Raw genomic sequence first — 14523 nt, forward strand, 5'->3', positions numbered from 1 at the left:
ATTGCGAGGCATCAGGAAAATATCAGGATGAAGGAATGAATTTTCTCACGTAAGTGCAGTTTTTGCTTTCTCCTTACCTAAACACGTATAAAACTTGTCCTGTTGGGCATAGATTGATACAGAGGATCGAATGGGAGGGGAAAGATGATGAAAACATCATTATCGCTTATTTTGCATACGGCTAAAGTGATGGTTCTCTTTGTTAGCTTCACTGTTCTTTTTTATATAGGAATGGTATGGTTAAATCAGGAATATCAGAGTTATCATCGTTATGATGAACCCAAAGGTATGGCTGTAAAAGTATCGAAGGCTGTTGATACGGGTGATGATGCATGGCTTGAACGCTTAATGTTGTTTTATTTAAACGGGGAGTAATGAATATGGAGAATCAAATTAGGGATTTCATTCATTTTTTAACCATTGAAAAAGGACTGGCCAAGAATACGCTCGTCTCCTATGAGCGCGACTTAAAATCATATTGGGGCTATCTGAAAGATGTTGAAACCATTAACGACTGGAATGATTCACGGCGGGTGAACATCTTGCATTTTCTCGTGCATTTGAAGGATCAAGGGAAATCATCGAAGACGGTAGCACGTCATATTGCGTCCATCCGGTCTTTTCATCAATTTCTTCTAAGGGAAAAAGTAACCGATCAAGATCCGTCCATACATATAGAAACGCCAAAACCGGAACGAAGCCTTCCGAAAGTATTAAGCATGGAAGAGGTTGAAGCACTATTGGAAGCCCCGAAGATAATGGATGAATTCGGTTTACGAGACAAGGCGATGCTAGAACTGATGTATGCGACAGGTATGCGTGTCAGTGAGTTGATATCCATGGATGTGAGTGATGTTCATGCATCGATGGGTTTTGTCCGTTGTGTAGGGAAAGGAAATAAAGAGAGGATCATTCCGATTGGACAAACGGCATTGGGTGCCATTGAACATTATATGGAAAGTTCCCGAGGGAGATTGTCCAGCCCAAAGCACAGGACAGATTCACTTTTTTTGAATCATCATGGCAATAGGCTGACAAGGCAGGGGTTTTGGAAGATTCTAAAAAAACTTGTGAAATCGGCACAAATAGAAAAAGAAATTACACCACATACACTGAGACATTCTTTCGCGACTCATCTATTGATGAATGGGGCTGATTTACGTGCCGTCCAAGAAATGCTTGGTCATGCGGATATTTCGACAACGCAAATTTATACACATATTACGAACGTACGGATCAAGGATGTATATTCAAAATTCCATCCGCGAGCATAATAGAATAGCAGAATGATAGAAAGGTTGTGAATTTAACTGCGAGGCAGTTGAAGGGAGCAGCCTTTTTCCGATCTGTCTCGACACCCATAATGCTGCTGAGATTCTTGCGCACATCCAATGGAACTTTATTTCATTCGTGAAATATATTATTTGTCTCCATCTAGGTAATCGTTTACAATATAGAGAGGTCAGACTTCTGACGTTATCATCATTGCATTTATTTGAAGAGTAACTGTGCAGTATAAGGGTATTATAGAGAGTATAAAACTGATTACTATTTTAGGAGGAATGACTCATGAATGGAAATTCAGCATTTAAACGTATATTTGTAGTTGTTATGGATTCTGTTGGAATCGGCGAAGCACCTGATGCAGATTTATTCGGTGATAAAGGGGCGGATACACTTGGCCATATCGCAGAAAAAATGAATGGATTGAACATGCCGACTCTCGCAAAATTGGGTTTAGGCAATATACGTGAAATCAAAGGGATTGATAAAGCTCAGCATCCTCTCGCATACTATACGAAAATGAAAGAGGCATCTACAGGAAAAGATACGATGACTGGACATTGGGAAATCATGGGGTTGAATATATCCACTCCATTCCGTGTATTTCCAGATGGTTTTCCGGAATTGTTAGTCAATGAACTCGAGGCGAAAATGGGACGGGGAATTATTGGGAACGTCCCGGCAAGCGGTACGGAAATCATGGAAAGACTTGGCGAGGAACATATGAAAACGGGTGCGTTGATCGTATATACATCAGCTGATTCAGTTTTACAGATTGCTGCACATGAAGATATCGTTCCGATAGACGAATTATACAGGATTTGTGAAATTGCACGTGAGGTGACAATGGCTGATGAGTTCAAGGTTGGGCGCGTGATTGCCAGACCTTTCACAGGTGAACCAGGCAGCTTCAAAAGAACCACTAACCGTCATGATTATGCATTGAAGCCTTTTAACCGGACAGTAATGGACGAATTGAAGGATTCTGGATATGATGTGCTCGCAATCGGGAAAATCTCGGATATCTTTGATGGGGAAGGCGTCACAGAATCATTAAGGACCGTATCCAATATGGATGGAATGGATAAATTAATCCAAACGATAGAACAGGACTTCAAAGGGCTAAGTTTCCTTAACCTGGTCGACTTCGATGCTTTATACGGTCACAGGCGCGATCCAGAGGGATACGGAAAGGCATTGGAAGAATTCGATGCTCGGATGCCGGAAGTCCTAGATAAACTGAAAGAGGATGATTTATTGATCATCACTGCCGACCATGGGAATGATCCGGTACATGAAGGAACCGATCACACACGTGAATATGTGCCATTATTAGTCTACTCCAAACGATTTACAGAAGGTGCGGAGCTCCCGGTAAGAGATACATTTGCTGATATCGGGGCGACGGTCGCTGCTAATTTTGATGTGAAAATGCCTGCCTTCGGGAAAAATATATTGGGCGATCTAAATAAAGGGGAGATTAAATAGATGTTTAATAAAATAGAGACAGCTGCGTCATTCATAAAAAATAAGATTGAAGGCTCCCCGGAGATAGGACTGATTCTTGGTTCTGGACTTGGAGTATTGGCAGATGAAATTGAAAATCCCATAACGATTCCTTACCATGAAATTCCGGAATTTCCGGTATCGACTGTTGAAGGACATGCTGGACAGCTTGTGATTGGTCATTTAAGTGGTAAAAAGGTAGTGGCCATGCAAGGGCGTTTCCACTTTTATGAAGGGTACTCCATGGAGAAAGTCACATTTCCAGTACGTGTAATGAAACTTCTTGGTGTTGAGCAGCTAATTGTAACGAATGCTGCCGGAAGCGTTAATGAAAGCTATGAACCAGGTGACTTGATGCTCATTACGGATCATATTAATTTAATGGGGGCAAACCCATTGATTGGTCCTAATGAGGAGCGTTTCGGCCCTAGATTCCCTGATATGTCAGAAGCTTATAATAAAGACCTTCGGACTCAAGCTAAACAAATAGCATCTTCACTAGGCCTGGATATTAAAGAAGGTGTCTATATCGGAAATACAGGACCGACCTATGAGACACCGGCAGAAGTGAAAATGGCAAGGATCCTTGGCGGGGATGCTGTTGGGATGTCGACAGTTCCGGAAGTTATCGTAGCAAGGCATAGCGGTATGAAGGTGCTTGGAATATCATGCCTTACCAATATGGCTGCAGGCATTCTGGATCAGCCTTTGTCGCATGAAGAGGTAATTGAAACGACGGAAAAAGTGAAAAGCAGTTTTCTGGAATTTGTTAAGCAAATCGTTAAAGACATATAAAACGATCCAAAAAAATACAAGTACACCTGAGAGAAGCGGTGTCTTTAAAAAAGTGGGGATTCCAATATGAGAATGGTAGATTTAATTGAGAAAAAGCGTGATGGAAAGGCTCTTTCTACAGAAGAAATACAGTTCATTATCAAAGGGTTTACCGATGGATCGATTCCCGATTACCAAATGAGTGCCTGGTCAATGGCTGTTTATTTCAAAGGGATGAATGAGCAGGAACGTGCTGATTTAACCATGGCAATGGTCGAGTCGGGCGATCAAATTGATTTATCGATGATTGAAGGAATTAAGGTCGATAAACATTCAACAGGCGGTGTTGGTGACACCACAACACTAGTGCTTGGACCATTGGTTGCTGCTGTAGGTGTCCCAGTTGCAAAGATGTCAGGACGCGGGCTCGGCCATACAGGCGGTACGATCGATAAATTGGAGTCTGTAAAAGGTTTCCATGTCGAAATAGAAAATGACGAGTTCATTAGACTTGTCAATAAAAATAAAATAGCTGTCATTGGGCAAAGTGGTAACCTGACTCCAGCGGACAAAAAGTTATATGCATTGCGCGATGTTACGGCTACGGTTAATAGTATCGGTTTGATTGCCGGCTCGATCATGAGTAAGAAAATCGCTGCAGGTGCTGATGCTATTGTACTTGATGTTAAAACGGGAGCAGGCGCTTTCATGAAAACTCTCGAAGATTCCGAAGAGTTAGCGCATGCGATGGTAAGCATTGGGAACAATGTGGGGCGAAACACGATGGCTGTCATTTCCGATATGAGCCAACCTCTGGGTTACGCAATCGGAAATGCATTAGAAGTGAAGGAAGCCATAGATACGCTTAAAGGGGAAGGACCGGAAGATTTAACGGAACTTTCTTTAACACTGGGAAGCCATATGGTGTACCTTGCCAAAAAGGCAAGCTCGCTGGAAGAAGCAAGAACCTTGCTTGAAAATGCGATCAAAGATGGTTCTGCACTTAACTCATTCAAAGTCTTCCTAGAAGCGCAGGGAGGCGATGGTTCGGTTGTGGATCAGCCGGAAAAACTTCCGCAGGCTGCTCATGTTTTCGAGCTAGAAGCGAAAGAGGATGGATATGTATCGGAAATCATCGCAGATGAAGTAGGAACGGCAGCTATGCTTTTAGGCGCCGGGCGGGCGACAAAAGAATCAGAGATTGATTTGGCAGTCGGACTGGTACTCCGTAAAAAAATCGGGGAATCCGTGGCAAAAGGTGAATCCCTTGTGACGATTTACAGCAATTTTGAAGATGTTTCAAAGGTGAAGGAAAAATTGTATGAAAGCATTGCGATTTCTAAAGAGAAAGTGGAAAAACCTACTTTGATCTATAAAGAGATCATGGAATAACAAAAAAAAGGCCGCGGTTTTGAGCGGCCTTTTTACGTCTGTCCCATTGAATGTTTAAAAGAGGATGCCCATGCGCATCCTCTTTTATTTTTTGTTAATATGTTACTCAATATCCATTATATGTTCAAAATTCATCTTTATTTGTATAAAAATGGGTTTGATGGAAAAAATAAATCATATAAAGATTGGAGGGTATGGAGATGAAGCGGATTCTTTCTCTATTTTTAACCGTATTAGTAGCAATGGGTTTTAGCATCCCGCATACAGAGGCAGCTGAAGAAAAGGGAGTCGACCTGGCGGCCAATGCTAAATCAGCCATTTTGATTGAACGGGATACAGGCAATGTACTCTATGATAAAAATGCAGATGCTCGCCTTTCACCGGCAAGCATGACGAAAATCATGACGATGCTGCTGATCATGGAAGCGATAGATAAAGGCGAACTCAGCATGAAGGAGAAAATCAGGACTAGTGAGTATGCAGCATCGATGGGCGGTTCCCAGATCTTCCTCGAGCCAGGTGAAGAAATGACCACAGAACAAATGCTTAAGGGCATCTCGATTGGTTCGGCGAATGATGCATCGGTAGCGATGGCTGAACGTCTTGCTGGATCGGAAGAAGAGTTCGTTAGGAAAATGAACAAAAAGGCGAAAGACCTCGGGTTAAAAAATACGAAGTTCCAAAACGCAACAGGCCTTCCTGTTAAAGATCATTACAGTTCGGCCCATGATATGTCGATCATGGCGAAGGAATTATTGAAATACGATACGATAACAAGGTTCACGGGAACATATGAAGATTACCTCCGTGAAAATACCGAAAAGAAGTTCTGGCTTGTTAATACGAACAGATTGGTGAAATTTTACCCTGGAGTGGATGGACTGAAGACAGGATTCACTAATGAAGCGAAGTATTGTCTGACAGCCACAGCAAAAAAAGGGAATATGCGTGTCATTGCCGTCGTTTTCGGGGCCGTTTCTCCAAAGGAACGAAACGCTCAGGTCACCAAGATGTTGGATTATGCATTTTCACAATACATCACATATCCGATTTATAAACGCGGCGAGGTGTTAGGTGAAGCAAAGATAAGTAAAGGCAGCAAGAAATCCGTGATGGGAGTGACAAGTGAACCCATTTCAGTTTTGACAACCAAGAACGGGACGGCAAAGGACTTTACAAAAAAAATCACTCTTGATAAAGATTTGGATGCCCCCATTAAAAAAGGCGATCAAATTGGTACACTTGAATTGAAGAAAAACGGTAAGGTGTATGTCGAATCTCCAATTGTCGCGAAAGAAACCGTTGAAAATGCCAGCTGGTGGCAATTGTATAAACGGGCTTTCGGCATGTTTACCCAAGCGAAATAGAATAAATTGTCGCAATGCCTGTTAATCGTACTAATTTAGGCGAATCTCCACTAGTTTTGCCAGTAAGAAGGAATCTGCAGGTGAAAAAGAGAATTTGACTCTTTATAAGACAGTGAAGGAGGCTGTATATAATGAGTCTTACGATTAATATGGAGGCGAAAAATCGTGTATTGTGCATTCGTCTCAAAGGTGATTTAGATCATCATACAGCAGAAAAATTGAAAAACCAGGCAGAGGCAGCCATTCAAAAGCATAATATCAAGCATATTATCCTCAACATGGAAGAATTGCATTTTATGGACAGTTCAGGGCTTGGAGTTATTTTAGGACGCTATAAGCAGGTAAACAAAAAGCAAGGTGAAATGGTGGTTTGTGCAATTTCTCCAGCGGTAAAGCGGTTATTTGAGATGTCAGGGTTGTTTAAAATTGTTAAAATGGAACTATCCGAAAAAAACGCTTTGCAAAGACTGGGGGTTGCCTAAGATGAAAAATAAAATGGAAACGAAATTTTCTGCACTAAGCCAAAATGAATCTTTTGCAAGGGTAACTGTTGCGGCTTTCATTGCCCAATTGGACCCGACGATGGATGAATTGACTGAGATCAAGACTGTCGTGTCAGAAGCCGTTACGAATTCGATTATCCATGGGTATGAGAGCGACCCTGAAGGTTGGGTCTACATTTCAGTGGTCATCGAAGGTGATACTGTGGAATTGACCATCCGGGATGAAGGACTGGGCATTGAGGACGTCGAGGAGGCTAAACAGCCGTTATTTACGACTAAACCCGAACTTGAACGTTCCGGTATGGGATTCACCATCATGGAAAACTTCATGGATGAAATCCATATAATTTCCCATAAGGGCGAAGGCACGATCATTCGATTAAAAAAGCACTTAACTACAAGCAGAGCTTTGTGCAATTAAGGGAGACTTGCATATGGATGTGGAGGTTAAAAACCAGAAGAGCAAGAAAGGCCAGCCCCATTTAAAAGATGAGGAATTGCGGAGTTTAATCCAACGCAGCCAGAGCGGTGACCAGGATGCAAGGAACCTGATTGTCAATAGCAATCTTAGGCTTGTATGGTCAGTCGTGCAAAGATTCCTCAATCGAGGTTACGAACCGGACGACCTTTATCAAATTGGCTGTATTGGTCTGTTGAAGTCCGTGGATAAATTTGACTTATCGTTTGAAGTGAAATTCTCAACGTATGCTGTGCCAATGATCATTGGTGAAATCCAACGTTTTATCCGTGATGATGGAACGGTTAAAGTAAGCCGGTCTTTAAAGGAAATGGCGAATAAAATTCGCAGGGCCAAAGAGGAACTTTCAAAGACGTATGGCCGTGTCCCGACTGTCAACGAATTGGCGGAACACCTTGAGCTATCGCCAGAAGAAATTATCATGGCTCAAGAAGCCAGCAGGAGCCCTTCATCCATCCATGAAACGGTTTACGAAAATGATGGAGATCCGATTACCCTTCTTGACCAGATTGCCGACCATAACGAAACATCTTGGTTTGATCAAATCGCTTTGAAAGAAGCCATACATGAATTGAATGAACGTGAAAGGCTGATTGTTTTCCTGAGGTATTATAAGGATCAGACGCAATCGGAAGTAGCGGCAAGGCTTGGTATTTCCCAAGTTCAGGTGTCAAGGCTGGAAAAGAAAATTCTTCAGCAAATGAAAAACCACATGAATCAGTGATTCATGTGGTTTTTCATTTGGCTGGAGATAAATCTTTATTTAAGGAAAAAGTAAAGGTAATTCCCTCAGGATATCTTGGTGGGATGAAAATTTTTGAAAATATGAGTGGGGGTCAAATTTTTTAGTTGAATTTAAAATTAAAAACGAATAATATAGTAAAGGTCGCGTTTTTCATTCGTTTTTCAATTGTTTTAAACGAAAAATTAATCAGGAAAAGCGTCGATGCAGTACAATTTTAGGACACCTTGTCTTTGCGTGCAAACGGTTGTCGGTGTTTCCTTTAGATCTGGAGGTCTAAAATATGTTTATGGAAAAGTTTTTTTCCTTGAAAGAAAATGGGACGGATGTCCGTACAGAAGTCATGGCGGGTATTACGACATTTTTAACAATGGTTTATATCCTTATTGTGAATCCGGCTTTATTGTCTTCTATCGGAATTCCATTTGAACAAGTTTTCATGGCAACGGTCATATCAGCGGTAATTGGGACCCTTATCATGGGGCTGGTAGCAAAATACCCGATTGCGATAGCACCAGGGATGGGTTTGAATGCTTATTTTGCCAGCGTTGTGGGGGCACAGGGCCTCTCATATCAGACTGTATTCGGTACGGTTTTCATTGCTGGTTTGCTATTTCTATTAATTAGCGTGACGAGCTTGCGTAAAATGATAATTGATGCGATCCCTAACTCATTAAAATATGGCATAACATCCGGAATCGGTTTATTCATTGCATTTATCGGATTGAAAAACGCTGGAATCGTGGTGTCTAATGAATCAACGATGGTGACGCTAGGCGATTTGCATCAGCCAGGAACCGTTTTAGCGTTAGCGGGCTTATTCATTACCTTGATTTTTATGGCCCGTAATATAAAAGGGGCAATTTTTATTGGTATGATCATCACGGCAGTCATTGGCTACTTTATCGGTTTGCTCAACTTTGATGGAGTCGTATCTGTACCTCCAACACCGGTATTTTTCGATATCGATATTGCCGGGGTCTTCACGCATTCTTTATATTCAATCGTTTTCGCCTTTTTACTTGTGACGATCTTTGATACGACAGGTACCTTGATTGGTGTCACGGAACAGGCAGGACTAACGAAGGATGGGAAAATCCCACGTGCCAAGAAAGCATTTTTAGGTGATGCGATTGCGACGATAGTCGGCTCGATGTTTGGAACAAGTCCCTCAACGGCATACGTTGAATCGAGTACTGGAGTCGCCGCAGGCGGACGTACCGGGTTAACTGCTACTGTTGTGGCGATCCTGTTCGCTGTATCGATTTTCTTTTCTCCATTAATATCGGCCATTTCTTCAGTTCAAGCAATTACAGCCCCCGTTTTGATCATCGTAGGATGTTTCATGATGGAAGGCTTGGCTAAAGTCAATTGGAAAATTTTCGATGAAGCATTTCCGGCATTTGCGATCATTTTAACGATGCCGCTTACTTCAAGCATATCTACAGGGATTGCAATCGGGTTCATTACTTATCCCCTAATGAAGGTATTCAGTGGAAAAGGAAAATCGGTACATCCGCTCATTTATATTTTTGGATTGATATTTTTGGTTCAGCTGATTTTCTTCCCCACTCATTAATCTATGAATGTAAATCAAAAAGACATGCTGTCATTACAGCGTGTCTTTTTTGTTTTCAATTAGTAATATTTGGACATGGTTCACTTCCTGCATTTTCAAACTGTTTCCAATCCATACTACTAGCATAAGGAAATAAAAGGTCGGGATGTGATGATAGTGGCAGTTGTATATATCAGGATGAGAAACCGTGTACAAGTAAAGGGAAATCAAACGGTGAGGATAAAAGATATTGCAAGGATAATCGGACCTGAAGAAGTGATTCGAAAAATTGAAGAAATCATATTATTAACGGTCAAGAAGGAAGATAGAAATATTATTGTCATTGATTTGGCTCAAGTTATCATGGCCATTCGTAAGGTGGATACGACCATTGAGGTGGAGACGTTCGGACCCTCCCAAACGATCATCGAAATCATCCTCTCGAAAAAGAAAATGTCGGTTTTGACTTTCGCCTTAGTCTGGTTCTTGTTGTTTGTCGGCGGCGGGATGACCATCATGAACTTCCATGTGGATGTCAGCATGGGGGAAGTGCATCAAAAAATCTTTACTTTAATAACGGGAAAAGTGGAAGAAAAGCCGTTATTGATCCAAATCCCATATAGCTTCGGACTTGGCATGGGCATGATTTTATTTTTTAATCACTTTTTTAAAAAACGCTTCAATGAGGAACCTAGTCCGCTCGAGGTTGAAATGTTCAACTATCAGCAGGATTTGGACCGTTATGTAATCATGAATGAAAATAAGGAGAACGTGCGCCATCTTGATGACAGGTAAAGTTATCTTCGGAATCTTTGTTGGTTTAGCCGGAGGTTTTGCAACAGGTGCCGGTTTTGTAGCGTTTTTAACTGTACTTGGGGTGATACCGAGGCTGACTCAGCTGACAAAAACAATGAAAATGATACATTACTACGAAGGAGCTATCATTGCCGGGGTTGTCGCAGGAACTTGGCTAGGGTTACAGGGTACGGAATTTTCCCTCCCACAATTTTTATTGATTCCGATTGGCCTGGCTGACGGGATCTTTAATGGGATGCTTGCTGCTGCCTTAACTGAAGTCCTGAATGTATTTCCGGTTCTGTCCAAGCGAATCGGCATTCAAGAGAAAATCATTTATCTGTTAATGGCACTCGTATTGGGGAAAATAGCCGGATCATTATTCCAATGGATTTATTTTGTCGATTTATAAGTTTATGAGGTAACTATTCCTGATGATGAAAGGTAGGCCCAAGATGGTGACCAAACGAAAAGTGATATTGATTACGGATGGAGATGAGTATGCAAAACGGGCTGTTGAGCTTGTAGCCAAGGAAATTGGGGGAAGATGTATCTCCATGTCCCAGGGTAATCCATCACGATATACGGGCTTGGAGCTAGTTGAATTAATAAAAAAGGCGAAGTATGATCCTGTATTGGTCATGTTTGATGATAGCGGTTTTATCGGTGAAGGATCCGGCGAACAGGCAATGAAGGTAGTTGCCGGTCACCCTGATATTAATGTCCTTGGAGTGATAGCGGTCGCTTCAAAGACTAGAAGGGAAGAATGGACCAAGGTGGATATCTGTATTGACCGGGATGGTAATTTGACACCGAACGGGGTTGATAAATACGGCGCCGAGGAATTTGAACTGGGCAAGATTACAGGAGATACGGTGTATTGCATCGATCAATTGCATGTTCCCATAGTAGTGGGGATAGGGGATATCGGAAAAATGTCCCATCAGGACGATTTTAAAAGAGGAGCACCGATAACGAAGCTAGCGGTGGAAATCATATTGGAAAGGAGTGGTCATGATGACTTCAGAAAAACCTGAAAACATGAAACCGATTCCGGATAGGGTAGCGGAAGTTGACGCGTACATGAAAGAGAAAGTAGGTCTGGGCGTCAGCTTCGACTTAGGGGTAAGAAGGATAAAGGTCCTTAGAAAAGATGTGCATCTTTACTATATAAACGGGCTGACGGATACAGAGTTCATCATGGAAATCCTCGAATCTCTTATTCATAACAAAAATGCTGAAATCTTGACTACTAAAGTTTTTGATGCAGTCAAAGGCTTGCTCGTACACCAATCCGTTGAGGAAATAAAGACGATGGATGAACTTGTTGATCAGGTATTATCCGGTTTAATAGTCATTGTTGTTGATGGTAAACCAATAGGATTGGTTGTGGATGTCAGGAGTTATCCCGGGAGACAGCCAGTAGAACCCGATACGGAAAAAGTCGTCCGTGGATCAAGGGATGGTTTTGTCGAGAATATCATCGTTAACACTGCGATAACCAGACGGAGAATACGGGATGAAAGATTACGTTTCGAAATGTTGCATGTAGGGGAACGATCGAAAACGGATATTTCCATCGGCTACATTAAAGATATTGCCGATCCTGATTTAATAGAAATCATTCGTAAGGAATTGAATAACATTGAGGTTGATGGCATAACGATGGCTGATAAGACGATCGAAGAGTTCATCGTCAAGCAAAGATATAACCCATATCCGCTTGTCAGGTACACGGAACGGGCTGATGTAGCGGCAACACATCTACTTGAGGGGCATGTCCTTATTTATGTGGATACTTCACCGAGCGTCATCATTACCCCGTCCACTCTTTTCCATCACATGCAACACGCTGAAGAGTATCGGCAGGCGCCATCAGTTGGAACCTTGGTGCGCTGGGTACGTTTTTTCGGGATTTTCGTTTCGTTATACTTGCTGCCTATTTGGTTATTGTTTACTTTAGAGCCTTCTCTTTTACCGGATAAGTTGGAATTTATCGGGCCGAATGAAAAAACGCATATACCAATTGTGATCCAAATCTTCATTTCCGATATAGGAATAGAATTTTTAAGGATGGCAGCCGTACATACCCCATCCCCGCTTTCTACGGCAATGGGCTTGGTTGCGGCCGTTTTGATTGGACAGATAGCGATAGATGTCGGACTATTTGTTCCTGAAGTGGTTCTCTACGCTTCCGTAGCGACAATTGGTACTTTTGTCACTCCAAGTTTAGAATTAGGGGTTGCGAATAAAATTTCCCGTTTAATACTGATAGTGTTGGTCGCTTTCTTTAAAGTGCCTGGCTTGATCATTGGCATCACACTCTACATTATTATGCTTACTAGTATAAAAACGTTAAATACACCTTATTTATGGCCGCTTATCCCATTTCAGCCGAAGGGTTTGTCACATATACTATTAAGAAGACCTTATCCAGGAACTGCTGAGCGTCCGAGTATTGTGCATCCCCAGGATAAATATAGGCAGCCGAGAAAATCTAAAGGTTGATGTTGTCGAAAAGTTATGGTAATTTAATTTTATTCGGATAAAGCGGTAAAGTTAAGGCTTCACAAAGAGATAGAGCGTTTATGCCTCTTTGAAGTTAAACCAATCTGTCTTTCCCTTCGAACTATTAAGCAGTCATAGAGAACAATATTAAATGGGATAATCGATACGGATGAGGCTTGTTCATATAGAGGACCCTACTCACTTACAGCAGGGTTTCTTTATTTGAGGCTGCCTCATTTCTTATTAATCTTTAGATCTAAGTAAGGAAGGTGAGGCTATCATGCATTTGTACGGAACCGGTGGTGTCAATGAACGTGGACATCTGGAGATCGGAGGAGTGGACACGATCGAACTGATCGAACAATTTGGTACACCATTATATGTTTATGATGTAAAGCTAATTCGTGAACGGGCAAGAGGGTTCAAGAAAACTTTTGAGGAATTGGGGATTTCTGCTCAAGTTGCTTACGCAAGTAAGGCCTTTTCTTCGATTGCCATGATCCAGTTGGCCGATCAAGAAGGACTTTCTCTCGATGTTGTCTCAGCGGGGGAATTGTATACGGCAATTAAGGCAAATTTCCCAACTGAACGGATTCACTTCCATGGAAACAACAAAAGTGAAGAAGAGCTACATATGGCTTTGGATTATGACATTGGCTGTATAGTAGTCGATAATTTTTCAGAGTTGACACTGTTGGAAGAAATTTGTACAAACCGTGAACAAAAAATGAAAATCCTTCTTCGTGTAACACCAGGTATCGAAGCCCATACGCATGATTACATCTTGACAGGGCAAGAAGATTCGAAATTTGGTTTTGATCTTATTAACGGGCAGGCGGAAGGCGCCCTTCGACAAGCACTACGAAGTGAATTTCTGGAAGTTCTGGGACTACACTGCCATATCGGTTCCCAGATTTTTCAAACGACCGGTTTCCTTCTTGCAGCCCAAAAAATTATCGGCAAGCTGAATGACTGGCATGGCTCGATAGGGTTTCAACCAAAGGTATTGAATCTCGGAGGGGGATTCGGAATTCGGTATACACAAGAGGACGACCCGCTACCGGCATCTCAATATGTAGAAGAAATCGTTACGGAAGTGCAGAACCTGATTGCCGATTCTGATTTAATGATGCCTGAAATCTGGATCGAACCTGGCCGTTCATTAGTCGGAGACGCCGGTGTGACCTTGTACAAGGTCGGTTCTGAAAAGGAAGTGCCTAATGTCCGTAAATATATTGCCGTTGATGGGGGCATGAGTGATAATATACGTCCTGCTCTTTATGAAGCGAAATATGATGCCATTCTTGCAAACCGGCCACTTGATCCTGTAGAAGAGACGGTGTCCATTGCTGGGAAATGCTGCGAAAGCGGTGATATGTTAATTTGGGACTTACCATTGCCAAAAGCCGGACGGGGTGATGTCTTGGCAGTCTTTTGTACAGGGGCATATGGATATTCCATGTCGAATAATTACAATCGGATTCCGAGACCGGCTGTCGTCTTTGCCGAAAATGGAGAAGCCCGATTGGTCATCAAACGCGAAACGTATGAAGATCTTATCCATTTGGATTTGGCCCTACATGAAGCAGCGGTCGTCAATAAAAAATGAAAAAAGG

General features: G+C 42.1%; 15 protein-coding genes. All 15 read left to right on the forward strand.

The window, feature by feature from the left end:
- Positions 1 to 147: 147 nt before the first annotated feature.
- The 15 genes from QUF94_RS10295 to lysA all read left to right on the forward strand — a co-directional run bounded on the left by QUF94_RS10295 (position 148) and on the right by lysA (position 14516).
- Entirely contained in the window at positions 148 to 375 is a 228-nt protein-coding gene (locus QUF94_RS10295) for a YqzK family protein (RefSeq protein WP_095389711.1), read from the forward strand.
- Positions 376 to 380: 5 nt separating this feature from the next.
- Positions 381 to 1274 carry a site-specific tyrosine recombinase XerD gene (gene xerD / locus QUF94_RS10300; protein WP_289315767.1) on the forward strand — a complete coding sequence of 298 codons (894 nt, stop codon included), beginning with the start codon at positions 381 to 383 and terminating at the stop codon, positions 1272 to 1274.
- 295 nt (positions 1275 to 1569) lie between these two features.
- Complete coding sequence (gene deoB, locus QUF94_RS10305) at positions 1570 to 2772, forward strand: phosphopentomutase (RefSeq protein ID WP_289315768.1); 1203 nt, start codon at positions 1570 to 1572, stop codon at positions 2770 to 2772.
- Complete coding sequence (locus tag QUF94_RS10310) at positions 2773 to 3585, forward strand: purine-nucleoside phosphorylase (RefSeq protein ID WP_289315769.1); 813 nt, start codon at positions 2773 to 2775, stop codon at positions 3583 to 3585. It begins immediately after the preceding gene.
- A 66-nt stretch (positions 3586 to 3651) separates the two neighbouring features.
- Entirely contained in the window at positions 3652 to 4956 is a 1305-nt protein-coding gene (locus QUF94_RS10315) for a pyrimidine-nucleoside phosphorylase (RefSeq protein ID WP_289315770.1), read from the forward strand.
- A 200-nt stretch (positions 4957 to 5156) separates the two neighbouring features.
- The gene (locus tag QUF94_RS10320; protein ID WP_289315771.1) at positions 5157 to 6323 is read left to right on the forward strand and encodes a D-alanyl-D-alanine carboxypeptidase family protein; all 1167 of its coding nucleotides are present in this window, start codon (positions 5157 to 5159) and stop codon (positions 6321 to 6323) included.
- Positions 6324 to 6454: 131 nt separating this feature from the next.
- Positions 6455 to 6805, forward strand: a complete 351-nt coding sequence (gene spoIIAA / locus QUF94_RS10325) for an anti-sigma F factor antagonist (protein ID WP_061463936.1) — start codon at positions 6455 to 6457, stop codon at positions 6803 to 6805.
- Position 6806: 1 nt separating this feature from the next.
- Complete coding sequence (gene spoIIAB, locus QUF94_RS10330; RefSeq protein ID WP_289315772.1) at positions 6807 to 7247, forward strand: anti-sigma F factor; 441 nt, start codon at positions 6807 to 6809, stop codon at positions 7245 to 7247.
- A 13-nt stretch (positions 7248 to 7260) separates the two neighbouring features.
- Positions 7261 to 8028 (forward strand): RNA polymerase sporulation sigma factor SigF, encoded by a 768-nt coding sequence (sigF, locus tag QUF94_RS10335; RefSeq protein ID WP_289315773.1) that lies wholly within the window; start codon positions 7261 to 7263, stop codon positions 8026 to 8028.
- A 307-nt stretch (positions 8029 to 8335) separates the two neighbouring features.
- Positions 8336 to 9625 (forward strand): NCS2 family permease, encoded by a 1290-nt coding sequence (locus QUF94_RS10340; protein ID WP_289318339.1) that lies wholly within the window; start codon positions 8336 to 8338, stop codon positions 9623 to 9625.
- A gap of 150 nt (positions 9626 to 9775) precedes the next feature.
- Positions 9776 to 10399 carry a stage V sporulation protein AA gene (locus tag QUF94_RS10345; protein WP_353957662.1) on the forward strand — a complete coding sequence of 208 codons (624 nt, stop codon included), beginning with the start codon at positions 9776 to 9778 and terminating at the stop codon, positions 10397 to 10399.
- Positions 10389 to 10811, forward strand: coding sequence for a stage V sporulation protein AB (locus QUF94_RS10350; RefSeq protein ID WP_289318341.1), 423 nt, complete (start codon positions 10389 to 10391; stop codon positions 10809 to 10811). Before QUF94_RS10345 ends, QUF94_RS10350 begins: the two co-directional genes overlap by 11 nt.
- Positions 10812 to 10854: 43 nt before the next feature.
- The gene (gene spoVAEA, locus QUF94_RS10355) at positions 10855 to 11436 is read left to right on the forward strand and encodes a stage V sporulation protein SpoVABEA (RefSeq protein WP_289315774.1); all 582 of its coding nucleotides are present in this window, start codon (positions 10855 to 10857) and stop codon (positions 11434 to 11436) included.
- Positions 11414 to 12907: a spore germination protein gene (locus QUF94_RS10360; protein WP_483313648.1), complete on the forward strand. Its 1494-nt coding sequence runs from the start codon at positions 11414 to 11416 to the stop codon at positions 12905 to 12907. The genes spoVAEA and QUF94_RS10360 overlap by 23 nt, the downstream gene beginning before the upstream one ends.
- A gap of 280 nt (positions 12908 to 13187) precedes the next feature.
- Entirely contained in the window at positions 13188 to 14516 is a 1329-nt protein-coding gene (gene lysA, locus QUF94_RS10365) for a diaminopimelate decarboxylase (protein ID WP_289315776.1), read from the forward strand.
- The last annotated feature ends 7 nt before the right edge of the window (positions 14517 to 14523 follow it).

This window comes from Peribacillus sp. NJ4, assembly GCF_030348345.1.
Taxonomy (GTDB): domain Bacteria; phylum Bacillota; class Bacilli; order Bacillales; family DSM-1321; genus Peribacillus.

Excerpts from the sequence above, each read along its gene's own strand:
- QUF94_RS10295 (WP_095389711.1), top strand. The coding sequence starts at position 148 with ATGAAAACATCATTATCGCTTATTTTGCATACGGCTAAAGTGATGGTT.
- xerD (WP_289315767.1), top strand. The coding sequence starts at position 381 with ATGGAGAATCAAATTAGGGATTTCATTCATTTTTTAACCATTGAAAAA.
- deoB (WP_289315768.1), top strand. The coding sequence starts at position 1,570 with ATGAATGGAAATTCAGCATTTAAACGTATATTTGTAGTTGTTATGGAT.
- QUF94_RS10310 (WP_289315769.1), top strand. The coding sequence starts at position 2,773 with ATGTTTAATAAAATAGAGACAGCTGCGTCATTCATAAAAAATAAGATT.
- QUF94_RS10315 (WP_289315770.1), top strand. The coding sequence starts at position 3,652 with ATGAGAATGGTAGATTTAATTGAGAAAAAGCGTGATGGAAAGGCTCTT.
- QUF94_RS10320 (WP_289315771.1), top strand. The coding sequence starts at position 5,157 with ATGAAGCGGATTCTTTCTCTATTTTTAACCGTATTAGTAGCAATGGGT.
- spoIIAA (WP_061463936.1), top strand. The coding sequence starts at position 6,455 with ATGAGTCTTACGATTAATATGGAGGCGAAAAATCGTGTATTGTGCATT.
- spoIIAB (WP_289315772.1), top strand. The coding sequence starts at position 6,807 with ATGAAAAATAAAATGGAAACGAAATTTTCTGCACTAAGCCAAAATGAA.
- sigF (WP_289315773.1), top strand. The coding sequence starts at position 7,261 with ATGGATGTGGAGGTTAAAAACCAGAAGAGCAAGAAAGGCCAGCCCCAT.
- QUF94_RS10340 (WP_289318339.1), top strand. The coding sequence starts at position 8,336 with ATGGAAAAGTTTTTTTCCTTGAAAGAAAATGGGACGGATGTCCGTACA.
- QUF94_RS10345 (WP_353957662.1), top strand. The coding sequence starts at position 9,776 with ATGATAGTGGCAGTTGTATATATCAGGATGAGAAACCGTGTACAAGTA.
- QUF94_RS10350 (WP_289318341.1), top strand. The coding sequence starts at position 10,389 with ATGACAGGTAAAGTTATCTTCGGAATCTTTGTTGGTTTAGCCGGAGGT.
- spoVAEA (WP_289315774.1), top strand. The coding sequence starts at position 10,855 with ATGGTGACCAAACGAAAAGTGATATTGATTACGGATGGAGATGAGTAT.
- QUF94_RS10360 (WP_483313648.1), top strand. The coding sequence starts at position 11,414 with ATGATGACTTCAGAAAAACCTGAAAACATGAAACCGATTCCGGATAGG.
- lysA (WP_289315776.1), top strand. The coding sequence starts at position 13,188 with ATGCATTTGTACGGAACCGGTGGTGTCAATGAACGTGGACATCTGGAG.